24 protein-coding genes are annotated in these 23,789 nt (G+C 71.2%); 12 read left to right on the forward strand and 12 right to left on the reverse strand.

Annotation, left to right across the window (positions count from 1 at the left end):
* Positions 1-19: 19 nt before the first annotated feature.
* The 3 genes from GT007_RS04735 (at position 20) to GT007_RS04745 (ending at position 3,289) form a co-directional block, all read left to right on the forward strand.
* Positions 20-427 (forward strand): OmpA family protein, encoded by a 408-nt coding sequence (locus tag GT007_RS04735; protein WP_160120398.1) that lies wholly within the window; start codon positions 20-22, stop codon positions 425-427.
* A 3-nt stretch (positions 428-430) separates the two neighbouring features.
* Entirely contained in the window at positions 431-2,227 is a 1,797-nt protein-coding gene (recQ, locus tag GT007_RS04740) for a DNA helicase RecQ (protein ID WP_160120512.1), read from the forward strand.
* 90 nt (positions 2,228-2,317) lie between these two features.
* Positions 2,318-3,289 carry an MBL fold metallo-hydrolase gene (locus GT007_RS04745; RefSeq protein WP_236571506.1) on the forward strand — a complete coding sequence of 324 codons (972 nt, stop codon included), beginning with the start codon at positions 2,318-2,320 and terminating at the stop codon, positions 3,287-3,289.
* Between the two features lie 3 nt (positions 3,290-3,292).
* Here GT007_RS04745 and GT007_RS04750 read toward each other — a convergent pair whose 3' ends face one another.
* Positions 3,293-3,805 carry a MarR family winged helix-turn-helix transcriptional regulator gene (locus tag GT007_RS04750; RefSeq protein ID WP_160120400.1) on the reverse strand — a complete coding sequence of 171 codons (513 nt, stop codon included), beginning with the start codon at positions 3,803-3,805 and terminating at the stop codon, positions 3,293-3,295.
* 133 nt (positions 3,806-3,938) lie between these two features.
* Here GT007_RS04750 and GT007_RS04755 point away from each other — a divergent pair, with 133 nt between their 5' ends.
* Positions 3,939-4,655 (forward strand): hypothetical protein, encoded by a 717-nt coding sequence (locus GT007_RS04755; RefSeq protein ID WP_160120401.1) that lies wholly within the window; start codon positions 3,939-3,941, stop codon positions 4,653-4,655.
* 32 nt (positions 4,656-4,687) lie between these two features.
* Here the strand turns inward: GT007_RS04755 and GT007_RS04760 are convergent, their stop codons facing one another.
* From GT007_RS04760 to GT007_RS04770, 3 genes are read right to left on the reverse strand one after another with little or no spacing between them, the layout of a single operon-like run.
* On the reverse strand, positions 4,688-6,598 hold the full coding sequence (locus GT007_RS04760) for a serine/threonine-protein kinase (protein ID WP_160120402.1): 1,911 nt from the start codon (positions 6,596-6,598) through the stop codon (positions 4,688-4,690).
* Complete coding sequence (locus tag GT007_RS04765) at positions 6,595-7,491, reverse strand: hypothetical protein (RefSeq protein WP_160120403.1); 897 nt, start codon at positions 7,489-7,491, stop codon at positions 6,595-6,597. Before GT007_RS04765 ends, GT007_RS04760 begins: the two co-directional genes overlap by 4 nt.
* Complete coding sequence (locus GT007_RS04770) at positions 7,488-8,450, reverse strand: OmpA family protein (RefSeq protein WP_160120404.1); 963 nt, start codon at positions 8,448-8,450, stop codon at positions 7,488-7,490. The genes GT007_RS04765 and GT007_RS04770 overlap by 4 nt, the downstream gene beginning before the upstream one ends.
* Positions 8,451-8,649: 199 nt before the next feature.
* Here GT007_RS04770 and GT007_RS04775 point away from each other — a divergent pair, with 199 nt between their 5' ends.
* Both GT007_RS04775 and yddG read left to right on the forward strand, forming a co-directional pair.
* Entirely contained in the window at positions 8,650-9,036 is a 387-nt protein-coding gene (locus tag GT007_RS04775; protein WP_160120405.1) for a carboxymuconolactone decarboxylase family protein, read from the forward strand.
* Entirely contained in the window at positions 9,033-9,872 is an 840-nt protein-coding gene (gene yddG, locus GT007_RS04780; RefSeq protein WP_236571507.1) for an aromatic amino acid exporter YddG, read from the forward strand. Before GT007_RS04775 ends, yddG begins: the two co-directional genes overlap by 4 nt.
* 271 nt (positions 9,873-10,143) lie before the next feature.
* Here yddG and GT007_RS04785 read toward each other — a convergent pair whose 3' ends face one another.
* Positions 10,144-11,313, reverse strand: coding sequence for a M20 aminoacylase family protein (locus GT007_RS04785; RefSeq protein ID WP_160120406.1), 1,170 nt, complete (start codon positions 11,311-11,313; stop codon positions 10,144-10,146).
* 85 nt (positions 11,314-11,398) lie between these two features.
* Between GT007_RS04785 and glpK the strand changes: the two genes are divergently transcribed.
* Entirely contained in the window at positions 11,399-12,865 is a 1,467-nt protein-coding gene (gene glpK, locus GT007_RS04790; RefSeq protein WP_160120407.1) for a glycerol kinase GlpK, read from the forward strand.
* Here the strand turns inward: glpK and GT007_RS04795 are convergent.
* From GT007_RS04795 to pip, 4 genes are all read right to left on the reverse strand, one after another.
* Positions 12,849-13,859, reverse strand: coding sequence for a tripartite tricarboxylate transporter substrate binding protein (locus tag GT007_RS04795; RefSeq protein WP_160120408.1), 1,011 nt, complete (start codon positions 13,857-13,859; stop codon positions 12,849-12,851). The two genes, glpK and GT007_RS04795, sit on opposite strands and share 17 nt — an antisense overlap.
* Positions 13,860-13,968: 109 nt before the next feature.
* A complete protein-coding gene (locus tag GT007_RS04800) occupies positions 13,969-14,586 on the reverse strand; it encodes a hypothetical protein (RefSeq protein ID WP_160120409.1) in 618 nt (205 codons plus the stop codon).
* The gene (locus tag GT007_RS04805; RefSeq protein WP_160120410.1) at positions 14,586-15,086 is read right to left on the reverse strand and encodes a prolyl-tRNA synthetase associated domain-containing protein; all 501 of its coding nucleotides are present in this window, start codon (positions 15,084-15,086) and stop codon (positions 14,586-14,588) included. Before GT007_RS04805 ends, GT007_RS04800 begins: the two co-directional genes overlap by 1 nt.
* Positions 15,086-16,033 (reverse strand): prolyl aminopeptidase, encoded by a 948-nt coding sequence (pip, locus tag GT007_RS04810; RefSeq protein WP_160120411.1) that lies wholly within the window; start codon positions 16,031-16,033, stop codon positions 15,086-15,088. The genes GT007_RS04805 and pip overlap by 1 nt, the downstream gene beginning before the upstream one ends.
* Positions 16,034-16,114: 81 nt before the next feature.
* Here pip and GT007_RS04815 point away from each other — a divergent pair, with 81 nt between their 5' ends.
* A complete protein-coding gene (locus tag GT007_RS04815; RefSeq protein WP_160120412.1) occupies positions 16,115-16,891 on the forward strand; it encodes a hypothetical protein in 777 nt (258 codons plus the stop codon).
* A 27-nt stretch (positions 16,892-16,918) separates the two neighbouring features.
* On the opposite strand, the gene GT007_RS04820 is transcribed toward GT007_RS04815, so the two are convergent.
* Positions 16,919-17,914, reverse strand: a complete 996-nt coding sequence (locus GT007_RS04820) for a CarD family transcriptional regulator (protein ID WP_236571508.1) — start codon at positions 17,912-17,914, stop codon at positions 16,919-16,921.
* A 510-nt stretch (positions 17,915-18,424) separates the two neighbouring features.
* Between GT007_RS04820 and phnC the strand changes: the two genes are divergently transcribed.
* Genes phnC through phnE (GT007_RS04840) form a run of 4 tightly spaced genes read left to right on the forward strand, consistent with a single transcriptional unit; the run spans position 18,425 to position 22,007 of the window.
* Positions 18,425-19,246 carry a phosphonate ABC transporter ATP-binding protein gene (gene phnC / locus GT007_RS04825; RefSeq protein ID WP_160120413.1) on the forward strand — a complete coding sequence of 274 codons (822 nt, stop codon included), beginning with the start codon at positions 18,425-18,427 and terminating at the stop codon, positions 19,244-19,246.
* A 19-nt stretch (positions 19,247-19,265) separates the two neighbouring features.
* A complete protein-coding gene (phnD, locus tag GT007_RS04830; RefSeq protein ID WP_160120414.1) occupies positions 19,266-20,276 on the forward strand; it encodes a phosphate/phosphite/phosphonate ABC transporter substrate-binding protein in 1,011 nt (336 codons plus the stop codon).
* Positions 20,277-20,280: 4 nt separating this feature from the next.
* A complete protein-coding gene (gene phnE, locus GT007_RS04835; RefSeq protein WP_160120415.1) occupies positions 20,281-21,180 on the forward strand; it encodes a phosphonate ABC transporter, permease protein PhnE in 900 nt (299 codons plus the stop codon).
* Positions 21,177-22,007, forward strand: coding sequence for a phosphonate ABC transporter, permease protein PhnE (phnE, locus tag GT007_RS04840; RefSeq protein WP_160120416.1), 831 nt, complete (start codon positions 21,177-21,179; stop codon positions 22,005-22,007). The genes phnE (GT007_RS04835) and phnE (GT007_RS04840) overlap by 4 nt, the downstream gene beginning before the upstream one ends.
* A gap of 265 nt (positions 22,008-22,272) precedes the next feature.
* Here the strand turns inward: phnE (GT007_RS04840) and GT007_RS04845 are convergent, their stop codons facing one another.
* Entirely contained in the window at positions 22,273-22,824 is a 552-nt protein-coding gene (locus tag GT007_RS04845; protein ID WP_160120417.1) for a pyridoxamine 5'-phosphate oxidase family protein, read from the reverse strand.
* The gene (locus tag GT007_RS04850; RefSeq protein WP_160120418.1) at positions 22,824-23,750 is read right to left on the reverse strand and encodes a beta-keto acid cleavage family enzyme; all 927 of its coding nucleotides are present in this window, start codon (positions 23,748-23,750) and stop codon (positions 22,824-22,826) included. Before GT007_RS04850 ends, GT007_RS04845 begins: the two co-directional genes overlap by 1 nt.
* Positions 23,751-23,789 lie beyond the last annotated feature (39 nt).

Genomic DNA, 23,789 nt, shown 5'->3' on the forward strand with positions numbered 1-23,789 from the left:
CCCCCCCTCGGAGAATCGCATGGACCGCCGCCTCCTTCTGCTGGCCCCCCTGGCCCTCGCCCTTCCGGGCTGCGAGGCCATCAACAGCGCCCTGATGGGCGGTGTTTCCAGCCAGCCGCCCGCGATCGTCTTCTTCGAGGGTTTCAGCGCCGACATCCCCGACAGCGCGCAGGATGTGCTGCGCGGCGCGGCCGCCACCGCCGCCCGCTATCCCGCCGCCCGTGTGCTGGTGATGGGCTTCGCCGGCCCCACCGGCGGCCAGGCCTATAACCAGCAGCTGTCGCAGCAGCGCGCCGCCGCTGTCGCCGCCAAGCTGCGTGAGCTGGGCGTGGCGCCGGAACGCATCGCCATCCAGGCCCGCGGCCCCGTCTCCTTCGATCTGGTGGAGCTGGAATCCCGCCGGGTGGAAATCCGCTTCGGCGAATAAGTGATGGAGAACCCGGCGGAACTGCTGCGCCGGGTCTTCGGCCATGAGGGCTTCCGTGGCCTGCAGGCCGGGATCGTCGCGCATGTGATGGAAGGCGGCAGCGGCTTGGTGCTGATGCCGACCGGCGGCGGCAAGTCGCTGTGCTATCAGGTGCCCGCGCTGTGCCTGCCGGGGTTGGCGGTGGTGGTTTCCCCGCTCATTGCCCTCATGGAGGACCAGGTGGCCGCCCTGCGCCAGCAGGGCGTGGCCGCCGCCGCGCTGCATTCCGACCTGGATGAGGATGAGCGCTTCGAGATCCGCCGCGCCATGGCGCGGGAGGAACTGCGCATCCTCTATGTCTCGCCCGAGCGGCTGCTGATGGACGGCATGCTGGAGAACCTCTCCCGCCGCCGGATCAGCCTGTTCGCGATCGACGAGGCGCATTGCGTCAGCCAGTGGGGCCATCACTTCCGGCCCGAATACCGGAACCTGACGGCGCTGGCGGAACGCTTCCCCGGCGTGCCGCGCCTGGCTTTGACCGCCACCGCCGACGAACGCACGGTGGAGGATATCCGCCACCAGCTGGCCTTGCAGGACGCGCCGGTGTTCCGCGGCGGCTTCGACCGGCCGAACATCTTCATCGCCGCCGAACCGCGCGAGCAGGAGCGCGCCCAGCTGCGCGCCTTCATCAAGCGTGCGTCGGACGGGCGCGGCGCGGGCATCATCTATTGCGCCACCCGCCGCAAGACCGAGGACACCGCCGCCTGGCTGAAGCTGGAGGGGCATGATTCCATGGCCTTCCACGCCGGCATGGAAAGCAGCGCCAAGCGCGAATCCCACCGCCGCTTCGCGCGCGGGGACGCGGTGATCATGTGCGCCACCATCGCCTTCGGCATGGGCATCGACCGGCCGGACGTGCGCTGGGTGGCCCACACCGACCTGCCGAAAAGCCCCGAGAGCTGGTACCAGGAGATCGGCCGCGCCGGTCGCGACGGGCTGCCGGCCCAGGCGCTGCTGCTGTATGGCGCGGGCGACATCGCGCTGGGGCGGCACCGCATCCAGGAATCCCCGGCCGCCGAGGAGCAGAAGCGCATCGAGCGCTCGCGGCTGGAGGCCATGGTGGCCATCGCCGAATCGGCCACCTGCCGCAGGCGCGCCCTGCTGCGCTGCTTCGGCGAGGATCTGGAGCAGGATTGCGGGGCCTGCGACGCCTGCGCCACGCCGCCCAAGCTGTGGAACGGCACCATCCCGGCGCAGAAGCTGATCTCCGCCGTGCTGCGCACCGGGCAGCGTTTCGGGCTGGGGCATATCATCGACGTGCTGCGCGGCCGCATGACGGACAAGGTGGCCCAGCACGGGCACGACCAACTGCCCACCTTCGGCGTCGGCAAGGACCTGCCGGACCCCACCTGGCGCGGCGTGGCCCGGCAGCTGGTGGCCCAGGGCGCCCTGGACGTGGCGGTGGAGAACCATGGCGAGCTGCTGCCGACCGAGCAGGCGCGGCCCATCCTGAAGGGCGAGGCGCAGGTGATGCTGCGCGCCGACCTGGTCAGCGCCAAGGCCAGTGCCAACCGTGAGAGCAACGCCCCGGTCAGCGGCACCGACCCCGTCTTCGACGCGCTGCGCTATTGGCGGCGGGAGGAAGCGCGGAACCAGGGCGTGCCGGCCTATGTCATCTTCCAGGACCGGACCCTGGCCGAGATCGCCTATCGCAAGCCGCGCAGCCTGGATTCCCTGGCCGATGTGCCCGGCGTGGGCGCCAGCAAGTTGGAGAAATACGGCGACGCGGTGCTGGAGGTGCTGCAGGAGGCCGGCGCCTAGCCCGCCCACGCAAGCGTCACTTGCATGGCGCGGCTGGCCCGCGCTTCATTTCCCTCAGCGCCGCGCAGACGGCGTGTGAGGAGACGTGACATGCTGAATCGCCGTGCCCTGATTGGCGCGGGCGCCTTGCTGCCGCTCGCAGCCCAGGCCGCCGCCCCCTTCGCCAACACCCAGGTTCCGGCCTGGTACCGCTTCCGCTGGGGCGATTTCGAGGCCACCGTGGTCTCCGACGGCGTGCTGCCGCTGGGTGAGCCCGCGGGGGGCTTCCCCACCTCGCCCCCCGGCGAGGCCCGGCGCCTGCTGGAGGCCGCCTTCCTGCGCCCCGACAATGTGATGCTGGAACAGAACTGCCTGGTGCTGAACACCGGCCGCCAGCTGATCCTGTTCGATACCGGCATGGGCGAGAGCATGGGCCCGGCCAGCCAGATGTTCGGCCCCACCACCGGCCGGCTGATGGCGAATTTGCGCGCCGCCGGCATCGACCCCGCCGCGATCGACATGGTGGTGCTGACGCACCCGCATTGCGACCATTGCTGGGCGCTGGTGGATGCCAACGGCAACCGCAACTTCCCCAACGCCCAGGTGGCGCTGAGCGAGGTGGACCTGCGCTACTGGACCGACGACAACAACAAGCGCGGCCCCGAATTCATGACCGCCTTCATCGACGGCGCGAAGCGCAACCTCGGCGCCTATCGCGACCGCATGGTGATGGTGCGCGATGAGGGCGAGGTGGTGCCGGGCGTCACGGCCCTGTTCGCGCCAGGCCACACGCTGGGGCACCATTGCTATGCCATCACCAGCCAGGGCCGCACGCTGATCAACTCGGGCGATCTGGCGCATCACCATGTGCTGCTGCTGCGCCAGCCCATGTGGGAATTCGCCTATGACACGGACCCGGCGCTGTCCGCGCGGTCCCGCCGGCGGATGCTGCAATCCGTGGCGCAGGATGGCCACGCCATGCTGTCCTACCACTTCCCCTGGCCGGGCATGGGGCATGTGACGCGAGAGGGCGAGGGCTTCGCCTGGCACGGCGCGCCCATGAACGTGACGGGCGTGGGGTGAGCGTTAATCCTCTCGCCCGACGGTGATCTTGCGCAGCAAGATGAGGAATTCCTGCTGCTCCTCGGGCGAGAGATGGGCCAGCAGCGTCGCGTTGGCGCCCGCGCCGGCGCGGCGGGCCTCATTCACCAGGCGATCGCCCTCGGGGGTGATGGCCAGCACCAGGGTGCGGCGGTCCATCGGGTCCTTCTCGGTGCGGACCAGGCCGCGCAGCACCAGGCGGCGGGCCACGCCCTGCACCGTGGCGGGGTCCATGGCCACCAGCCGGCCCAGCCGGTTCTGGGTGGCGCGGCCCAGCTCGGCCAGCTTGCTGAGGGCGGCGAATTGCGGCGCGGTCAGCGCCAGCCCGCCCGCGCATTCCTGGAACAGCGCCTGATGGCGCTGCAACGCCCGGCGCAGCAGATGCCCCGCGGACAACTCCAACGGGTATCGCACCCGGGCCTGCTCCGGGGCCTGGGTGGTGTCGGTGTCCTCGGCCTCGGCCGGGGTGTCGAACTGCGCATGTGGGGTAGCGCTCATCATCTATCCGAATGCCCGCCCGGCGGGCATGGCGTCAAGAGCGTGTCTTGGTGTGCTGCCCGCGAAGCGGGCGGTGTGCCCATGATCTGCCCGGATTGCGCCGGACCCATGCCGCCCGGCGGGAAAACCCTGTATGGCTGAAGGCCCATCCGCACAGGCCGAGCCCATGACCGCGCTGCTGACCATCACGAGCCTGCCCACCGCCCTGGCCGAGGCCTGGGAAACCGGCATCCCCTTGGCACCGCCCCCTGCCGATCTGCTGCCGGCGAATTTGGACGCGGCGGAGGAGATGGCCGCCGAGTTGACCGAAAAGCTGGGCCTGGCGGTGTGCGGCGTGCGCGTGACGGAAGCCGGGCTGCTGGGCCCCTTGCCGCCGGCGCGCATTGCCCAGGCCGGGGCCACGCTGCCCTTCGGCACCTTTCCGCTCGGCCGCGCGGCGCCCGCGCTGCTGTGCGTGCTGGCGGAGGCGCTGGAGATCGACGGGCAGGGGCCGCCAATGCTGTCCGCCCTGCATCCGGCGCTGGATCTCTCGGCCAGCCGCTATCAACAGGGGCCGGTGGACGATGCGGCGGCGGTGGCGGACCTGCTGGGGCTGGGCCATGTGGTCGCGGGCGCGGCGGCACCTGCCGCACTGCCCGCCGCCGCCGGGCTGGGCGGCGATGCGCTGGCCCCCGTGGAACTGGCCCCGCTGCTGGCCCGCGCCGCCGAGGCCACCCGCCGCGCCGGCGGGCTGCCGGCGGGGGCTGTGCTGGTGCTGGTCCTCGACAAGCGCGGCACGGCGCTGGAGGCCCCGGGTGAGGTGTCCGCGCAATGGGAAGGGCTGGGCGCGGTCAGCGCCCGCCTGGCCTGAACGGTCAGGGCTCCCCCTTTAGGGCGCCCCGGTCAGGGCGCCATCGTCTCCACCGTCGTCGCCCGCGCGGCCACCCGGCCATTGCGGGCGCGCACCGCCTGCACCGCCGGGCCCAGGGCGCGGGACAGCTCGTCGATGCTTTCCTCGAACGGGCGCTGCTCGGCGAAGAGCGGCGCGTCGCTGACCACCATCAGCACCATCTCCAGCCCATAGGGCGGGCCGATCACCCAGGGGAAGTTGGGGGCGGTTTCGCTCATGGCGGCGCGCTGGCCGGGGGTCATGCGCATGTCGGTCAGCAGGCGCAGCGCCTTGCCGTCATGCATCACGAACCACAGGTTCACCACGCCGGACCAGTCGGGGGCCGTCAGGCTCAGGGTCAGGCGGTCGCCGTCGCGCACGCGGCGGGCGCGGGGTTCCACATCCGGGTTGCCGCCGGGCGGGGCCAGCACGGGGCGCAGGCTGCGGATCAGGGCGCAGTATTGCGGCTCGATCACCTCCACCGCGCTGTCCAGCGTGGCGCCGGCGACGGCCAGGCTGTTGTGCAGGGTGGACAGCTCCTGCGGCAGGCTGACCCCGGTCAGCCGCACCTGGGTGCCGTTGCGCGTCGCCCGCACCCAACCGCAGGAGAGGTGGTTGTCCATGCCGCGGATGGCCGCGTCGATCGCGGTTTCGCGTGAGCCGGGCTGCGAGGCCTCATTCTGCGGGCGCGGCGGGTTGGGTACGGGCAGTGGCGTGGGCGCCGGGGCTGGCGCCGGAAGCGGTGCGGGTGCCGGGGCCGGTGCGGGGGCAGGCGCGGGCGTCGGGATGGGCGTGGGCACCGGGGCGGGCGGAGCCTCCACCACCGCGGGCGCGCGGTTCATCCACCAGAAGGCCCCGCCGCCACCGCCCAGCAGCAGCACGGCGGCCACGCCCGCCAGCAGCAGGCCCTTGCCGCCGCCCTGGGGGGCTGCCGGCGCAGGCGTCGCACCCGGCCTGGGCGCTGTGATGATGCGGGGCTTGGGGCCTTCGCCCACCTGGCCCAGCACCACCGGCTCAGCCGGGCCCAGGGGGGGCGGCGGGGGTGGGGGCGCGGCGGCAGGCGCCTGGGTGGCGGCGGCCAGGGCGGCCGCGAAAGCCCTGGCATCGGCGAAGCGCGCGCTGGCCTCCTTGGCCAGGGCCAGGGCGATCACGCCGTCGAAGCCCGGGGGCGTCGCCGGGGCCTTCTCGCTGGGCGGCGTGGGGTCCTGGTGCAGGATCTTGTACTGCGCGGCGGCATAGCCGCCGGGGAAGGGCTTTTCCCCCGTCAGCATCTGGTACAGCACCACGCCGGTGGCCCAGATGTCGGAGCGCTGGTCGGCGGCCTCGCCCCGGAACTGCTCGGGCGACATGTAGCTGGGCGTGCCCAGCTGGCTTTCGCCCACTGTCGTCAGGTCCTCGTCGCCGTCATTCACGTCGCGGCGCAGATGCGCGATGCCGAAATCCGCGATCTTCACCCGCCCCGGCGGGTCGGCCCGGGTCAGCATGATATTGGCGGGCTTGATGTCCCGGTGGACCACCCCCTGCTCATGGCAGAAGGCCAGCGCGTCCAGCACCTCGGCGATGATGCGCTGGGTCTCGGGGATGTCGAAATGGTGCTGCTTGTCGAGCAGGTCGCGCAGGGTGCCGCCCTCGACCAGCTCCATCACCATCCAGGCGGCCTCGGAATCCTCGCCGAAATCATAGATGGCGACGACGCCCGGATGCTTCAGCCCGCCGGCCGCCTGGGCCTCCCGCCGGAAGCGCTGGAAGGATTCCTGGCCGTTGCGGTCCCCGGCGGGGGGGACGTTCATGATCTTGATGGCCACGCGGCGGCGGATGGTGGCGTCGAAGGCCGCGACCACCCGGCCCATCGCGCCCACGCCCAGCTCGCCTTCCACGCGATAGCGCGCGGGCAGGCCGGCGGGGATGCCCGATGGTGCCGTCATGGCTGTTGCAGCCCTTGTCGCATCATGGCGCGCAGCTCCTCGGCGCGGGCTTCCGTCATGCCCGCCTGGGCCGCGGAGAAAAAGCGCGGGTCCCGGGTGAACAGCAGATAGGCCTGCATCTCGTTGATCATCAATTCCTCATTCTGCGCATCGTAGCCCACGCTGCCAAGGAAGCGGCGGAAGGCGGCGCGCTCGGCTTCGGTGAAACTCGCGTGCCACAGGCCGCGCACATGCCGGGCATAGCCCGCCTGGGTGAAATAGATGCCGTGCCCCAGCTCATGCCCCAGGATCGCGGCGCGGGTGCCGGCATCCATGCGCGGCCCCAGCCCCGGGATGGTCAGCACCGCCACGGGCGCGTCGCCCGGGGCGGCGGCGGCGATGCTGTCCACCATCAGGGCCAGGCGCTGTTCGGCGGGCGTCAGCGCCTCGCCGCCCGCGGTGGCCAGGGCCAGGAAGTGCCGGATATCCGAGAGCAGGTAGTTGTGGCCGACATAGAATTCCTCGGCCGTGGTGTTGCCGGCGGCGATCAGCTGTTCCAGCTCCGGCATGCTCAGCACGCGGTCGCGGGGCGCGCCGGCCTTTTCCACCAGGGCGGCGATGCGGTTCATCGCGGCGCCCTGTTCCGGCAGGCCCGGGAAATCCACGATGAAGACGCGCGGGTTGCCCGCTAGCTGGAACAGGGTGGGGGCCGCGCTGGCGGCGCGGGTGGCGATGGCCGCGGCATCCGCCGTGATGATGGGCGTCAGCAGGGTGGGGGCCGCCAAGGGGACGGGTGCCTCAGGCGGCGGCACGGGCACGGCCGGGCGCGGGCGCGGCCAGGCGAGCCAGGCCAGCGCCGCCAGCAGTGCGAGGCCCGCCGCCCCGCCGGCCCACCAGAGGCGGCGCGGGATCAAGGCCCGAGGTTGAGGATCTGCACGCGGCGGTTCCGGCGTTCCGGCACTTCATCCGGGGTGGGGACCAGCGGCTGGGTTTCGCCCAGCCCCACCACCATCAGCCGCTGCGGCGCCACCCGGGCGCGGTTCACCAGGAATTCCCGCACCGCATCCGCCCGGCGTTCCGACAGCACCTGGTTGGCGAAGGCATCGCCCACCCGGTCCGTATGGCCCTCGATCCGGAAGCGGAAAGCCTGCAGCTGCGGCGAGTTCAGTGCCACGCCGAGGCGCGCCAGATCCTCCATCGCACCCGGTTCCAGCTTGGCGGAGCCGGTGGCGAAATTCACCTGCAGGCTGATGGCGGGCACGTCGGCGGGGGCGGTGGTGGCCGTCAATGCGCTGGGCGGCGGTGGCGGCGGCGTGGCCGGGCGCACCGGGGCCATGGGCGCGCCGGGCTTCACGCTGACCGGCGCCTGGGGGCGCGGCACCGGCATCGGCGCCGGGGTGGGGCTGAACGCCTGGGGCGGCGTCGCCGTGCCGCCCTGGCCGAGGGAAGGCGCAGGGGTTGGAACAGGCACAGGCGCGGGGATGGGGGCGGGCTGGACCAGCTGCGGCGGCGCCTGAACGGGTGGGGCGGGGGCCGGCTCGGGCGTGGGGGCCGCCAGGCTGGGGGCGGGCGCCGGGGCCGGGGTCAGGCTGGGCGCCGGGGCCTGGGGTGCCTGGACCTGGGGCGCGGGTGTCAGTGTGGGGGCCGGCGCGGGGGTCAGGGTCGGGATGCTGGGGGCGGGCGCCGGGCTGTCGCCGCCCGGGCGCACCATGCCGCGCGTGGTGTCGTCCACCACCCCGGGCTCGACCGGCCGGCGGGCCAGGCTGTCGATCATCTCCTGCGTGCGGCGGTCGATCTGCGCGCTCGCCGGGGCGGCGCCCAGCGCCAGCACCACGCCGGTCAATGCCGTGCACAAAGCCAGTTGGGTTCGCATGGCTGTCTCCTCAAGCCGTGATGTCGCGCCACCCGGCGGGTGCAATCTATCAGTCCCGGCGGCGGCGATCATGGTTCGAATGCCGTATGCGGCCAGCAAAACCGCCAATCGGGTCAGGACTATGGCGGAAACCCGCACGGCCTGATGAAGTTGCGGCCCCCTCTTGAAGGCCCCCGCCCCTCCTGCGCCTATATCCACCATGACAGCGTTGACGGAATACGCGGACGCCGCCCCCGAAGTGCGCGCCGTGTTCGAGGACATCATGGCCACGCGCGGCGTGCCGGACGTGAACAATTTCTGGAAGGCCCTGGCGGTGCACCCGCCCACCCTGGCCCGCGTCTGGGCCAATCTGAAGCAGGTGATGGCCCCCGGCGCGCTGGACCCGCTGGTGAAGGAGATGCTGTACCTCGCCGTCTCCGCCACCGCGGGCTGCCAGTATTGCGTGGCCAGCCACACCGCCGCCGCCCGCGCCAAGGGCATGGATGACGCGATGCATGGCGAGCTGCTGGCCGTGATCGCCATGGCCGCCGAGACCAACCGACTGGCCGAGGCCCTGCGTGTGCCGGTGGACCCGCAATTCCAGTGAATACCGCGACTCTGGCGGGCTGCGGCGCGCTGGCCTTTTGGGCGTTCCTCGCGGTGCTGGCGCGCATGGCCTTGGGCGTGCCGCCCCTGCAATTGACCGCGCTGGGCTTCGCCGTGGGTGGGCTGTTGGGGCTGGGCTGGATCGCGGCGCGGGGGCGGCTTTCGGCCCTGCGCCAGCCGCCCATCGCCTGGCTGCACGGGGTGGGCGGGCTGTTCGGCTACCACGCCCTGTATTTCGCGGCCCTCGGCTGGGCGCCCCCCGCCGAGGCCAATCTGCTGAACTATCTGTGGCCACTGCTGATCGTGCTGCTTTCCGCGCCGCTGCTGGGCTTGCGGCTGGGGCCGCAGCGGTTGCTGGGCGTCGTGATGGGCTTCGCCGGCAGCCTGGTGCTGCTGGCCGGCGGCGCGCGCTTCGCGCCCGAGGCCTGGCTGGGCTTCGCGCTGGCCCTGGCCTGCGCCTTCACCTGGGCGCTGTATTCTGTGCTGGCGCGCAAGCTGCGGGATGTGCCGAATGAGGCGGTGGCGGGGTTCTGCCTGGCCTCCGCCGCGCTCGGCCTGCTGGCCCATGCCTTGTTCGAGAGCTGGGTGTGGCCCGATGCCCGGCAATGGCTGGCGATCGCGCTGCTGGGCGCCGGGCCGGTGGGGGCGGCGTTCTTCCTGTGGGATGTCGGCATGAAACGCGGCGACCCGCGCCTGCTGGGCACGCTGGCCTATGGGGTGCCGGTGGCCTCCACCCTGCTGCTGGCCCTGGGTGGCGAGGCTGCGCTGGACCTGCGCCTGCTGGCCGCGATGGCGCTGGTGGCAGGCGGCGGGGTGATCGCGGCGCGGGCGCGGTGAGGAAGGCTCAGGGGCTTTGCTCCCGGACCCCCAGTCAGGGGCGCTGCACCTGACGACCTCGCCAAAGGCCGAAAGGCCCTTGGAACCCAGGAGTTTGGCGCCCATTCTGACAGGTGGGCGCCAATTATATTATAAATATCAATAAGAAACGCGCTGCCAGGATGTGGCGCCAACGGCTCGGGGTCCAGGGCCGCTACGGTCCTGGCGGGGTTCCAAGGGGCAGAGCCCCTTGGTGGGGTTCAGGGGCAACGCCCCTGACCGCCCGCCCCCTTCAAGCCTTCAGTTCCTGCTCCACGATCGCGCTGAACACCTCGATGCCATACGGGATCGCGTCGTCGTTGAAGTCGTATTTCGGGTGGTGAACGGGCACGGAGCCCTTACCGTCCGCCGCCTTCTGGCCCAGCTTGAAATAGCAGCCCGGCCGTTTCTCCAGCATGTAGGAAAAATCCTCGGCGCCCATCACCGGCGGCACCTTGGTGTGCACGGCGGCGGCACCCAGCACGCGGGTGGCGGCGCGGGCGGCCTTTTCGGTCTCGGCGGCGTGGTTCACCGTGACCGGATAGCCGCGCTGGTAGTCCACCTCGATGGTCGCCTCGTGCTGCTCGGCCACGGCGGCGGCGATGCGGCGGATCTTCGCCTCCACCAGGTCGCGCGTGGCGTTGCTCAGCGTGCGGATGGTGCCGGCGATCTCGGCGGTTTCCGGGATCACGTTGCGGGCGGTGCCGGCGTGGAACATGCACAGGCTGATCACGGCCGATTCCAGCGGGTCCACGCCGCGGCTGACGATGGATTGGATCGCCACCACCAGCTGGCTGCCGACCACCACCGGGTCGATGCTGATATGCGGCCGCGCGGCATGGCCGCCACGCCCGGTGATGCGGAACACCACCCCATCGGCCGAGGCCATGATGGGCCCGGAGACGCATTTCACCTCGCCCAGCGTCAGGCCGGGGTCGTTGTGCAGGCCATAGACGCTGTCGCAGGGGAAGCGCTCGAACAGGCCTTCCTCGATCATCACCTTGGCGCCGCCGCCGCCTTCCTCCGCGGGCTGGAAGATGAAGTTGACGGTGCCGGAGAAATTCTTCGTCTCGGCCAGATGTTTGGCCGCGCCCAGCAGGATGGCGGTGTGCCCGTCATGCCCGCAGGCATGCATGCGCCCGGGCGTGGTGGAGGCATGGGGCAGGCCCGTTTCCTCCGTCATCGGCAGGCAGTCCATGTCCGCGCGCAGGCCGATGCTGGGGCCGCTGCCGTTGCGCAGCACGCCCACGAGGCCGGTGCCGGCGATGTTGCGGTGCACCTCGATGCCCCATTCGGCCAGCTTCCCGGCCACCAGGTCGCTCGTCTTGTGTTCCTGAAAGCCCAGCTCCGGGTTGGAGTGGATGGTCCGGCGCCATTCGCCCACTTCCGGGGCGAGGGCCGCGATGCTGTTGCTGATGGGCATCCCGATGCTCCCCTGTTCGGGCGGAGCCTGCACCTCGCCCAGAGCCGTCACAAGTGCTTCACTGCGTTCAAAATGGGGGCGGAATATGCTGCTTGCACTGGACCAGGGCACCACATCCACACGCGCGATCCTGTTCGATACGGCGCTCGCCCCCCGCGCCACCGCCCAGCGCGAACTGCCCCAGCATTTCCCCAGCCCCGGCTGGGTGGAGCACGACGCCGAGCAGATCCTGGCCCACGCGCAGGAGGTGCTGCGAGAGGCCGCCAGCGCCGCCACTGCCCCCATCGCCGCCCTGGGCATCACCAACCAGCGGGAGACGACGGTGCTATGGCGGCGGGACACCGGCCAGCCCATCCACCGCGCCATCGTCTGGCAGGACCGCCGCACGGCGGAGGCCTGCGGGCGGCTGCCGGCGGCCCTGATCACCGAGCGCACCGGCCTGCTGCCCGACCCCTATTTCAGCGCCAGCAAGCTGGCCTGGCTGCTGGACACCATCCCCGGCGCGCGGGCGGATGCCGAGGCCGGGCGGCTGTGCTTCGGCACCATCGACAGCTTCCTGCTGTTCCGCCTGACCGGGGGGCTCGTGCACGCCACCGACGCCACCAACGCCTGCCGCACCCTGCTGTGGAACATCCACACCGGGGCGTGGGATGACGAGCTGCTGCGCCTGTTCGACATCCCCCGCGCCGTGCTGCCCGAGGTGCGCGATTGCGCGGCCGAGTTCGGCGAGACCACCGTGCTCGGCCGCCCGCTGCCGATCCGGGGCATGGCGGGGGACCAGCACGCGGCCACGCTGGGCCAGGCCTGCTTCGCGCCGGGCATGGTCAAATCCACCTATGGCACCGGCTGCTTCGCCCTGCTGGTGACGGGGGACGCCCCGGTCATGAGCCGCCACCGCCTGCTGACCACGCTCGCCTGGCAATTGAACGGCAAGCGCACCTACGCGCTGGAGGGTGCGATCTTCAACGCCGGCAGCACCGTGCAATGGCTGCGGGACGGCTTGGGCATCATCGCCTCCGCCGCCGAGGCGACGGAGCTGGCGGCCCGCGCCGACCCCGCCCAGCGCGTGCATCTGGTGCCGGCCTTCACCGGGCTGGGCGCGCCCTGGTGGGATGCGGGGGCGCGGGCGGCGATACTGGGGCTGACGCGCGGCGCCGGCCGGGCCGAGATCTGCCGCGCGGCGCTGGAGGCCGTGGCCTTCCAGACCGAGGACCTGCTGGCCGCCATGCGCGCCGATACGGGCGCGCCCATCACCACCATCCGCGTGGATGGCGGCATGGCCCGCAGCGACTGGACGATGCAGGAGCTGGCCGACATCACCGGCGCCATCGTGGACCGGCCGACCGTGACGGAAACCACGGCGCTCGGCGCCGCTTGGCTGGCCGGGGTGCAATCGGGCCTGCTGCCGGGGCCTGGGGAAGCGGCCGCGCATTGGCGGCTGGACCGCCGCTTCATCCCGCGCGGCGGCCGGGCGGAGGCCGCCAAGCGCCACGCCGCCTGGCTGGAGGCGGTGGCCCGGGTGCGCAGCCAGGCGGCTATCCCGCCAGGCTGATCCCCCGCAGCAGCTCCGCCTTTTCCGCCACATCCCGCCCCAGCCGGGCCGCGAACACATCGGCGCTGGCGTGATAGGCCTCGGGCTGCAGGGCGTTGCGGGCGGCGGCGCGATAGGCGTCCTCCGTCGCCACCGCGGCGCAGGCGGCTTCCAGCAGCGCGATGCGCTCGGGCGGCGTGGCCGCCGGCGCCAGCAGCCCGCCGAAGCTGGTGGGTGCCACGTCGAAGCCTTGCTCCACCGCCGTCGGCACATCCGGGAAGGCCGGGTTGCGCGCGGTGTCGAACACCGCCAGCAGCCGCATGTCGGCCCGGCCGGAAGCCGAGGCGAGCACGATCGCCGCCACGTCGATCCGCCCGGCCAGCACCTCCGTCATCACGGCGCCGTCGCCGCGATAGGGCACATGGGTCATCTCCACCGCCGCCGCACGGGCCCATTGCAGCATGGCCAGATGCGGGATGGAGGCGATGCCCAGACTGCCATAGGTCAGGCTGCCGGGCGCGGCCTTCGCCGCCGCCACCAGATCCCGCAGGGAGCGGAAGGGCGAATCGGCCCGCACCGCGATGGCCTGCGCGTTGGAGAACATCTGATAGACCGGCCGCAGGGATTCCGGCCGCAGGCCGGAGCTGGGCTGGGTGACCGGCAGCACCGACAGCACCAGGGCGGGCGCGAAGGCCAGGGTGTAGCCATCCGCCGCCGCGCGGGCCACGGCGGCGGCGCCCACCGCCCCCGCCGCGCCGTCGCGGTTCACCACCACCACCGGCTGGCGCAGCCGCGGCGCCAGCCCGGCGGCCATGGCGCGCGCCAGCAGATCGGTGGCGCCGCCCGCCGCATAGGGGTTGATCACCTGGATGGGGCGGGCCGGAAAGGCCTCCTGCGCCAGGGCGGGCCCCAGGGAAGGCCCCAGGGACGGCAAGGCCAGCAGCCCGGATGCAAGAAGATGACGGCGCGCGAGGCCCACGCTGACCGCCCGGCGCGGCCGCTGACCATGATTCATGTCGTTTCCACTCCCCGGCTCTTTGGCCGTGGGAATGGCTATAGGCAGCCGGGCCAGGACAGGGCGAGCGGAAAGCGCGATCTGTCCACCAGGTGGACGGCCTTGGGCCCTACAACGCCTCGCGCTGCACAGCACCTGGCGGCGGCGGGGCGGCGCGTTCGCCCTCCACCAGGAAATCCCGCAGGCCGCGCCGCACTTGGAACTCGAATTCCGTGTTCAGGTCGAAGGTGGCCCGCCGCAGCAGGCTGTTGGCGACGGCGGTGCGGGAAGCATTGGTGCTCTCGGCCGGCGCGGTGCGGCGCACCTCGGCCTCGACGAAGCCCAGGCGGCGTTCGGTGCGGTCCCGGATCTCCAGCCGCGCGGCCAGGGTGCAGACCAGCCGCTCACCGGGGTCGCCCGCGAACAGGCCGCCCTGGCGGGGCAGGCGCTCGATCGCGATGGAGGCGCGGCTGGCCACGAAGCGGGCCGTGTTCTCCGTGCCGAAGGCCGCCACGCGGTCCCGGCCCATGGTGCGCACGGCCTCGGCCGCGCTGGGGGTCAGCATGCGGCCCAGGTCGCCCGGGCCGGTGCCGGGGTCGGTGGGGTCGATGTCCACGCTGGCCACATTCAGCCGCAGGCGGGGCAGGTAGCCATAGGAGATATCCGGCCCCACCGGCGCGGGCGGGGGCGGGTTGCCGCAGGCGGCCAGGCCGGCGAGCGGGGTCAGCAGCAAATGGCGGCGCTTCATCAGGGTTCCCCCTCGGGTAATTCCAGCACCAGCACCTGGTGGCCGAGGCCCTCCAGGAAGCGGCGCAGTTCGGCGGGCAGTATGGCAGTGCTGGCGGTGTTGCGCAGCGGGTGGCACCACAATGGGTCTTCACCGTAAGCGATCGCGGCGTCCAGCACGAAGCGCACGCTGCCCGGGGGTGCGTTGACCAGGCCCAGCGGCGTGACGCTGCCGGGTTCCACGCCCAGGGCGGCGCGCAGCTCATCGGCGCTGGCCATGGCCACGCGCGGCCAGCCGGCCATGCGGGCCAGCTGGTTGACCGACACCCGCCGGTCCTCCTTCAGCGTGGCCAGGCAGAAGGGCCCGGCCTCCTTCTGCGGCTTCAGGAACAGGTTCTTGCAGTGCAGGCCGGGCAGCTCGTCGCGCACGCCCTCGCTTTCGGCCACGGTGAACACCGCGCGGTGTTCCACCGTGCGCGCGGCGATACCCGCCGCCGCCAGCATCTCCAGCGCCTTGTTCATCAACGCCGCCGGAATCGCTCGACAGCCGCGACCAGGGCGGTGCGCACCCCGGGCTCCAGCGCGGAGTGGCCGGCATCGGGGATGATGGTCAGCCGCGCGCGTGGCCAGGCGGCCGCGAGGTCGAAGGCGGTTTCGGCCGGGCAGACCATGTCGTAGCGGCCCTGGACGATCTCGGCCGGGATGCCCGCCACCCGGTGCATGTGGCCGAGCAGCCCGCCCTGCGGCAGGAACAGCTTGTGGGCGAAGTAATGCGCCTCGATCCGCGCGAGGCCGAGGGCCGTGCGGTCCTGCGCGAAGCTCGCCACCGTGTCCGGGCTGGGCAGCAGGGTGGAGCAGGAGCCCTCATACCCGCTCCAGACGCGGGCGGCGGGCAGGTGCACGCTGGGGTCGGGGTCCGTCAGGCGCTTCAGATAGGCGCCCAGCAGGTCGCCACGCTCCTCCTCCGGGATGAACTCGGCGAATTGGGTCCAGGCATCGGGGAAGACCCGGCGCAGCCCGTTCAGGAACCACTCCACCTCGGTATCGCGGCCCAGGAAGATGCCGCGCAGCACGGCGCCGATCACGCGCTCCGGGTGGGCCTGGGCATAGGCGATGGCCAGGGTGGAACCCCAACTGCCCCCGAACAGCAGCCATTTCTGGATGCCGAGGAAGTTCCGCAGCACCTCGATATCCGCCACCAGATGCGGCGTGGTGTTGGCCGCGAGCGAGCCGAGCGGCTTGGACCGCCCCGCGCCGCGCTGGTCGAAGATGATCAGCCGCCAATGCGCGGGGTCGAAGAAGCGGCGGTGCACCGCCCCCGCCCCCGCGCCGGGCCCGCCATGCAGGAACAGCACCGGCTCGCCGGCGGGGTTGCCCACCTGCTCCCAGTACATGGTGTGGCCATCGGACAGCGGCAGGTAGCCGGTCTCGAAGGGGGCTATATCGGGGAACAAATCGCCTCTTGGCATGGATTCGTTATCGGGCCTTGGCGCTTGTCTTTCAACATCCCCCTTTGGGTTTGTCGCGCGACATCCTAATTGTTAGCGATCATGCCCACCCCGGATCCCGTCCAAGGCACCGAAACTCGCCGCCACGCCCCCGGCATGGTGGCCTGCGCCGTGTGCGGCACCGAGAGCCGGCAGCCCGCCTTCCGACCCATCCCGCCCGAACAGGCGCCCGACCTGGACATGCGCCCGGGCGAACCGCTGCGGGGTTCCATCGACCGCTGGCTGCAGCAATGCCCGCGCTGCGGCTATGCCGCACCCGATATCAGGCAGGCCAGGCCCTCCGCGCCGCGCGTGGTGGCGGCGGCGCCGTTCCGCTCCCTGGTGGGGGATGCCAGCATCCCGCCCCTGTGCCGCCGCTTCCTGGCCTGGGCGCATGTGCTGGATGAGACGGGCGCGATGCATGAGGCCGCGGAGGCCATGCTGCAGGCCGCCTGGACCGCCGATGACCTGAACCGCCCCGATCTGGCCCAGGCGTGGCGGATGGATGCCGTGGCGCTGTGGCGCGCCGGCCCGCCGCTGGAGGCGCCGCAATCCCTGCGCGTGATCGACGCGCTGCGCCGCGCGGAGGCCTGGGAAGCGGCGGAGGACGCTGTCTCCCACCTGCGGGCCACCCAGCCGGATGAGGATGTGCGGCGGGTTCTGGTGCTGGAATCCCGGCTGATCGAGGCCCGGGACGCGGGGCGGCACACCGTGGCCAGCGCCCTGCCGCCGCCGGCCCGGCGGCCGCATGTCTCCCATCACAAGGTGGGCGCGCGGGGCCCAGGGGTGTTCGGTGTGGTGTTCGGGTGGTTCAGGCGCCTGTTCGGGCGGAAGGGCTGAAGGGGCGCGGCCCCTTCAGCGGAAGGATCACTCCTCCTCCTCGTCCTCTTCCTCGATGATCGGCTCGGCGGCCTTGCTCTTGTCGCCGCCCTTTTCCGCGCCGCGCATATGCGTGATCAGCCGGTCGATGGCGGTCAGCTTGTCGGTCTTCTCGATGGCGGCGAATTCCATGGCCAGGCGGTCCAGCGCCTGCTCATAGATCTGCCGCTCGGAGAAGGACTGGTCGGGCTGGCCCGCGTTGCGGAACAGGTCGCGCACCACCTCGGAGATCGCGATGGGATCGCCGGAGTTGATCTTCGCCTCATATTCCTGGGCGCGGCGCGACCACATGGTGCGCTTGATGCGGGCGCGGCCGCGCAGCGTGTCCAGCGCCTGCTTCACCACGGCCGGGCCGGCCAGCTTGCGCAGGCCCGCGGTCGCGGCCTTGTTGGTGGGCACGCGCAGCGTCATCCGGTTTTCCTCGAAGGTGACGGTGATCACCTGCAAGGATGTTCCGGCCACATCCATGTTTTCAATGCCCTGGACGGTGCCCACGCCGTGGGTCGGGTACACCACCATATCACCAGCTTTGAAATCGACTTTCACGGGAGGCCCTTCGGGAGAGACGGTCGGGGCGCCGGCCTGGTGTTCGGCCATGCCTGCGCCCCGCCGGGCATGCATCGGATGCCGCGCCGATAGACTGAAAGCGGAGCGAAGGCCAGCCATCCCGGGGCGCGAGGACGGATTTCCTGGCGCCCCCCGGCCGGAAACGGCGGGGGAGGGGGGCTCGGGCGGCGGTGCCGCCATGGGGGCCTCCCTTGGGGCTTCCACGGCTGCCTCCACCGGCGCCGGGGCCGGCTGCGCCCGGCTCATCAGCGCGGCGGCCGCGGCGGCGGAGGACAGAACCTTCCGGCTGCCGGTGGCCGGCGTGTCCTTCGCGGGCTTGGCCTTGGCCGGCTTCGCGGGCGCGTCCCCCTCGGGGGCGTCGACCGGGGGCAGGGCCTTCGGCTTGGCGGTGGCGGTCTTCGCGGTGGGGGGGGTCATGATGCTGGCCTTGATGGCCGGTTCGGCGGCCGGCTTCGGGATGGATGTGGCCCTGGCTGAGGGATCTTGGGCTGACGGGTTCCGGGCAGCGGCATTCCGCCCGCCGGGGGGCTTTGCCGACATCCGCGTTGTACCCGCCATAAGCCAGCCTTTCAGGCGCCGGTGAGACAGCCCCGAAGGGAGCCGGCGCTGTGAGTGTCGATGTCCGGGCCTTGCCGGATGACGGGGAACCCCCGTCCGGCCATACCCGGAGTTCCGCTAGTTCCATTCGGGCAGCCACCCGATCCGGTCCCGCCGAGGCGTTGATTTCTCAAGCCTTGGCCGGGTGCGACTGCCTCGGTTTCCGCGTTACGCAACATAACACAAATTTGCCCAAGGGTCACGCGCTGAAAACGCACGGAAATTGCGCGGGCCACCCGGATGAATTCTGCCATCATCCCTTCGCGGAACTGTCATCGCCGTGCAACACAATCGCTCTAACCCCCCGGTCCAGCAGACCGGGACGATTCCATGCTCAGGCTTCAGGGTGTTTCCCGCCGTTTTGGCGCGGTGCATGCGGTGCAGGATGTTTCGCTGGAGATTCCGGCGGGGCAGATGCTCGGCGTCATCGGCCGGTCGGGCGCGGGCAAATCCACCCTGCTGCGCATGATCAACCGCCTGGCCGAGCCCAGCGACGGCCGCATCACCTTCGAGAACACCGACATCACCGCGCTGAAGGGCCAGGGCCTGCGGGACTGGCGCACCGGCTGCGCCATGATCTTCCAGCAATTCAACCTGGTGCAGCGGCTGGATGTGCTGACCAATGTGCTGATCGGCCGGCTGAACCATCGCCGTGGCCTGCTGGCGCATCTGGGCAGCCTGTTCGCGCAGTTCAGCGCCGAGGAACGCGCGGCCGCCCTGGCCACGCTCGACCGTTTCGGCCTGCTCTCCACCGCCCTGCAACGGGCGGACACGCTCTCGGGCGGGCAGCAGCAGCGCGTGGCGATCTGCCGCGCCCTGATGCAGAACCCGCGCCTGATCCTGGCCGATGAGCCCATCGCCAGCCTGGACCCGCAAAATGCCCGGCTGGTGATGGACACGCTGCGCCAGGTGAACCGGCAGGATGGCATCACCGTGCTGGTGAACCTGCACCACCTGGATGTCGCGCGCGCCTATTGCGACCGCCTGGTGGCCATGCAGGCCGGGCGCGTGGTGTTCGACGGCACCCCCGCCGAACTGACCCCCGCCCGGGTCGAGCAGATCTACGGCGTTTCCGAGGCCGAATTCCACGGCGACATGCCGGAAGCGGCCGAGGCCCCCCTTTTCCCCGTTCCGGCGGCAGCGCTCGCCTGAACATCCCAGGAGAATTCCCATGACGATCTCCCGCCGTCTTCTCGGCGCCGGCTTGGCCGGTGCCTCCCTGCTGCCGGGCCTGGCCCGCGCCCAGCAGGCCAGCCAGCCCCGCATGCGCCGCAGCCTGGACGCCGATGTGGCCATGCCGCGCGCCGGCCGCCGCGACTGGGCCGCCCAGGTGCCCCAGATCCGCATCGGCCTGCTGGGCGGTGAGAACGAGGCCGACCGCCTCGGCCGCTTCGACGCCTATCGCAAGCTGATCGAGGACACCTTCCAGGTGCCCGTGCGCCTGTTCCCCGCCAGCGACTACGCGGGCGTGCTGCAGGCCTTCTCCGCCAAGCAGATCGAGATGTCCTCCCTCGGCGCCTCCGGCTATGCCGGCGCGTGGCTGGACACCAATGGCGGGCTGGAACCGCTGGTGGTGCCCGAGGAGAATGACGGCTCCATCGCCTATGTCTCCGTGCTCGTGGTCCGCGCCGACAGCGGCATCACCAGCCTGGAGCAGATGCGCGGCAAGTCCCTCGCCTGGGCCGACCCCAACTCCACCTCCGGCTACCTGATCCCGCGCTTCGCGCTGCGCCAGCAGGGCATCGGCGTGGAAGCCGGCCAGTATTTCTCCCGCACCGGCTTCGCCGGCGGGCATGAGCAGGGCGTGGTCGCCGTGCTGCAGCGCCAGTACGACGGCGCCGTCACCTGGGCCTCGGGCCAGGGCGACCCGGCCCAGGGCTTCAGCCGCGGCAACCTGCGCGCGATGGTGGACAAGGGCATGCTGAAGATGGCCGACATCCGCATCATCTGGACCTCCACCCCCATCCCGAACGGCCCGCTGGCCGTGCGCACGGAACTGCCGGCCTCCTTCAAGGAGGACCTGAAGATGTTCCATCTCGCCCTGCCCAAGTCCCACCCGCAGATCTATGAGCAGGTCGAGCGCGGCGGCGGCATGGGCTATCGCGAGGCGACGCACGACCTGTTCCAGATGATTGTCGACCTGCGCCGCGACGAAGCCGCGCAGCGCCGCCGCCGGAGCTGACCCCATGGGTGCCGGAATCGCGGCCGGGGCCGATACGGGCCCCATCTCCTCGCAGGAAGCCGCATTCCGGGCTCAACGGGCGGAACGCCGCCGCGCCAGCCTGGTGGCGTTCTCGATCCTGGCCGTCTGCCTGCTGGCGGCGGCCTGGGTCAGCGAGTTCTACCCCTCTAGCCTGATCGCGGGGGCGCCGCGCATCGGCGAATACTTCCAGCGAATCGCTCCGCACCTGGAACTGCGCCACCTGCTGGCCGGCACCGAAACCGAGGGCAGCCTGGCCTTCTGGTTCTACCGGCTGGACAGCTGGTTCCTGCTGATCCTGGAAACGGCGAACATGGCGGCCCTGGGCACGCTGGGCGGGGCGCTGCTGGCCCTGCCGCTGTCCTTCCCGGCCGCGCGCAACCTGCGCGCCCCCAACCTGGTGCGCATCGCCTGCCGCCGGGGGCTGGAAGCCATGCGCACCGTGCCCGAGATCGTCTTCGCGTTGATCTTCGTCTGGGCCTTCGGCGTGGGCGCGCTGGCGGGCATCCTGGCCATCGCGGTCCACACCGCGGGCGCGCTGGGCAAGCAATTCGCCGACGCGATGGAAAACACCGAGATGCGGCCCTGGGAGGGCGTCTTCGCCGCCGGCGGCAGCTGGCCCCAGGCCTGCCGCTACGCCATCCTGCCCGCCGCCTTGCCCGACCTGCTCTCCACCGCGCTGCTGCGCTTCGAGATCAACATCCGCTCCGCCAGCGTCATCGGCTTCGTGGGCGCCGGCGGCATCGGCCAGGAACTGTACCAGGTGATCAGCTTCAACAATTACGAGGAAGTCAGCGCCATCATCGTGCTGCTGATCATTACGGTCAGCTGCGTGGACCTCATCTCCGAACGGTTGCGCCGCCGGGTGATCGAGGCCGTGGCATGAGCACCTCCGCCGCCGAGATCGCCGCCTGGCGCGCCCGCATGCCGCGCGCCTTCGGCCCCAGCCCCGCCGGGCAGGCCCTGCGCGCCGGCGCCGCCGCGCTGTTCCTGGCCTGGCTCGGCCTGTCCCTGTGGCATTTCGACGTGACGCCCCAGCGCCTGTGGAACGGCCTTTCCGGCCTGCTGGTCATCCTGCGGCTGATGATCCCGCCCTCCCCGGGCGAGCTGTGGATGGATATCCTCAAGGGCCTGGCGGAAAGCCTCTCCATGGCCTTCCTCGGCACCTTCATCGCGGCGCTGCTCGCCGTGCCGCTGGGCTTCCTGGGGGCGCGCAACATCGTCACCAACACCCTCGCGCGCTTTTCCGTGCGCCGGGTGTTCGACGGCTTCCGCGGCGTGGACCAGCTGATCTGGGCCCTGGCCTTCGTCCGCGCTGTGGGCCTTGGCCCGCTGGCCGGCGTGCTGGCCATCGCCACCGCCGATATCGCCGTGCTCGCCAAGCTCTACGCCGAAGCCATCGAGAACGCGGAAAAGCGCCAGGCTGAAGGCATCGCCGCCGCCGGTGGCTCCCCGACCCTCGTCATCCGCTTCGGACTGCTGCCCCAGGTGCTGCCCATCATGATCGGGCACGCGCTGTACTTCCTGGAAAGCAACACCCGCAGCGCTACCATCCTGGGCGTGGTCGGCGCCGGCGGCATCGGCCTGCAGATCGCCGAACGCATCCGCGTGCGCCACTGGGACGAAGTGGCCTTCATCATCATCCTGCTGATCATCATGGTCGCCGCCATCGACTGGCTCTCCAGCCGCCTGCGCCGCAAACTGATCGGGTAGCGCTGATGGGAAGGCGGCGTGCGAGAGGGGCTTTGCCCCCCTCGCGCTCCCCCCACCAAAGGCCGAAAGGCCCTTGGAACCCAATTTATTGGAAGTCTGGGGAGGGGGCACGAAGCGCCCGCCGGGCCAGACTGCCAGCCGGTGCCCCCTCCCCAGACTTCCAACTTAAACTGATGGGGTCCAGGGGCCTTTCGGCTCCTGGCGGGTGGGGTGCGGGGAGGGCAGAGCCCTTCCCGCCTCCGTCCTTCCCATCAGCACCACCGGCTCAGCGATGCGGGTCGCGGTCGGGCAGGATGTCCTTGATGTAGTCCCGGCTTTTCCAGGCTGGGGCCAGGGCCGGGTCCAGGTAGGCCGAGGCTTCGCCGGTGGCGAGGTTGGGGATGTAGCGCGGGCAGTTGGGGAAGATGTCGGTGGCGGTGACGCGCACCTGCTTGCCTTCCACCCGGGCCTGGCCGCGGATGCGCAGCCGTAGTGAGGCCCCGTCGAAGCGCATGAACAGCAGGGCGCAGCCGGGGTTCAGCGCCAGGTTGCCCAAGGTGAGGTACATGGAGTTGCCGTCCAGCTCCTCCCATTCCAGGCTGGCCGGGCCGGTGACGCGCACGAAGCCGGGCGCGCCGCCCTTGAAGCTGACATCCATCTGCCCTTCGGCGCCGCTGGCGATGAAGAAGAAGGGCGAGGCCTCGATCAGGCTGATGTCGTCGGGCCAGAATTCCTCGTGCCGGCGGTGGCGTTCCAGCGCGTCCGCCACGCGGCGGCCGTCGAAGGCATCCTGCAGCGCGCGGTTGCCGGGGTGATAGAGGCGCGAGGGGTCATCCATCAGAAGGCCACCCGGTCGCCGCCCTTCAGGGCCAGGATCTGCCGGGCTTCGTCGGGGGTGGCGATGCTGTGACCGAGGTCTTCCAGGATGCGGCGGATCTTGGCCACCTGCTGCGCGTTGGAGGTGGCCTGCTGGCCCGGGCCAAGCCACAGCGAATCCTCCAGCCCCACGCGGACATTGCCGCCCAGAAGGCCGGCCATGGTGCAGAAGGGCATCTGGTGCCGCCCGGCGGCCAGCACGGACCACACATACTGGTCGCCGAACAGCCGGTCGGCGGTTTCCTTCATGAAGTGCAGGTTGCGCGGCTCCGCGCCCAGCCCGCCCAGGATGCCGAAGATGGACTGCACGAACAGCGGCCCCTCCACCACCTTCCGGTCCAGCATATGGGCCAGGTTATAGAGGTGCCCGATGTCGTAGCACTCGAATTCGAAGCGGGTGCCGTGGTCCTTGCCTAGGCGTTCCACCACCTGCTCGATATCCTGGAAGGTGTTGCGGAAGATGAAGTTGGTGGTGTTTTCCAGATAGGGCTTTTCCCAGTCGAACTTCCATTTCTTCACCCGCGCGGCGCTGGGCGCGATGTTGAAGTTCATGCTGCCCATGTTCAGGCTGCACATCTCGGGGCTGGCCCGCAGGGGGGCGGCTAAGCGCTCGTCCAGCGTCATGCCCAGCCCGCCGCCGGTGGTGATGTTCACCACGGCGTTGGTGTTCTGCTTGATGCGCGGCAGGAACTGCATGAACACGGCCGGGTCGGGCGTGGGGCGGCCGTCGATCGGGTCGCGCGCATGCAGGTGGATGATGGCGGCCCCCGCCTCGGCGGCGGCGATGGATTGCTCGGCGATCTGCTCGGGCGTGATGGGCAGGTGGTCGCTCATGCTGGGGGTGTGGATGGCCCCCGTGATGGCGCAGCTGATGATGATCTTGGCCATGGTCCGCTCCCTGATTTTCCAGGGAGCATGACCGCGCTT

The sequence above is a fragment of the Rhodovarius lipocyclicus genome (assembly GCF_009900765.1).
GTDB lineage: Bacteria > Pseudomonadota > Alphaproteobacteria > Acetobacterales > Acetobacteraceae > Rhodovarius > Rhodovarius lipocyclicus.

Bases quoted from the DNA above. Each gene is read 5' to 3' on its own strand.
- GT007_RS04735 (WP_160120398.1), top strand. From the start codon at position 20: ATGGACCGCCGCCTCCTTCTGCTGGCCCCCCTGGCCCTCGCCCTTCCG.
- recQ (WP_160120512.1), top strand. From the start codon at position 431: ATGGAGAACCCGGCGGAACTGCTGCGCCGGGTCTTCGGCCATGAGGGC.
- GT007_RS04745 (WP_236571506.1), top strand. From the start codon at position 2,318: ATGCTGAATCGCCGTGCCCTGATTGGCGCGGGCGCCTTGCTGCCGCTC.
- GT007_RS04750 (WP_160120400.1), bottom strand. From the start codon at position 3,805: ATGAGCGCTACCCCACATGCGCAGTTCGACACCCCGGCCGAGGCCGAG.
- GT007_RS04755 (WP_160120401.1), top strand. From the start codon at position 3,939: ATGGCTGAAGGCCCATCCGCACAGGCCGAGCCCATGACCGCGCTGCTG.
- GT007_RS04760 (WP_160120402.1), bottom strand. From the start codon at position 6,598: ATGACGGCACCATCGGGCATCCCCGCCGGCCTGCCCGCGCGCTATCGC.
- GT007_RS04770 (WP_160120404.1), bottom strand. From the start codon at position 8,450: ATGCGAACCCAACTGGCTTTGTGCACGGCATTGACCGGCGTGGTGCTG.
- GT007_RS04775 (WP_160120405.1), top strand. From the start codon at position 8,650: ATGACAGCGTTGACGGAATACGCGGACGCCGCCCCCGAAGTGCGCGCC.
- GT007_RS04785 (WP_160120406.1), bottom strand. From the start codon at position 11,313: ATGCCCATCAGCAACAGCATCGCGGCCCTCGCCCCGGAAGTGGGCGAA.
- glpK (WP_160120407.1), top strand. From the start codon at position 11,399: ATGCTGCTTGCACTGGACCAGGGCACCACATCCACACGCGCGATCCTG.
- GT007_RS04795 (WP_160120408.1), bottom strand. From the start codon at position 13,859: ATGAATCATGGTCAGCGGCCGCGCCGGGCGGTCAGCGTGGGCCTCGCG.
- GT007_RS04800 (WP_160120409.1), bottom strand. From the start codon at position 14,586: ATGAAGCGCCGCCATTTGCTGCTGACCCCGCTCGCCGGCCTGGCCGCC.
- GT007_RS04805 (WP_160120410.1), bottom strand. From the start codon at position 15,086: ATGAACAAGGCGCTGGAGATGCTGGCGGCGGCGGGTATCGCCGCGCGC.
- pip (WP_160120411.1), bottom strand. From the start codon at position 16,033: ATGCCAAGAGGCGATTTGTTCCCCGATATAGCCCCCTTCGAGACCGGC.
- GT007_RS04815 (WP_160120412.1), top strand. From the start codon at position 16,115: ATGCCCACCCCGGATCCCGTCCAAGGCACCGAAACTCGCCGCCACGCC.
- GT007_RS04820 (WP_236571508.1), bottom strand. From the start codon at position 17,914: ATGACCCCCCCCACCGCGAAGACCGCCACCGCCAAGCCGAAGGCCCTG.
- phnC (WP_160120413.1), top strand. From the start codon at position 18,425: ATGCTCAGGCTTCAGGGTGTTTCCCGCCGTTTTGGCGCGGTGCATGCG.
- phnD (WP_160120414.1), top strand. From the start codon at position 19,266: ATGACGATCTCCCGCCGTCTTCTCGGCGCCGGCTTGGCCGGTGCCTCC.
- phnE (WP_160120415.1), top strand. From the start codon at position 20,281: ATGGGTGCCGGAATCGCGGCCGGGGCCGATACGGGCCCCATCTCCTCG.
- phnE (WP_160120416.1), top strand. From the start codon at position 21,177: ATGAGCACCTCCGCCGCCGAGATCGCCGCCTGGCGCGCCCGCATGCCG.
- GT007_RS04845 (WP_160120417.1), bottom strand. From the start codon at position 22,824: ATGGATGACCCCTCGCGCCTCTATCACCCCGGCAACCGCGCGCTGCAG.
- GT007_RS04850 (WP_160120418.1), bottom strand. From the start codon at position 23,750: ATGGCCAAGATCATCATCAGCTGCGCCATCACGGGGGCCATCCACACC.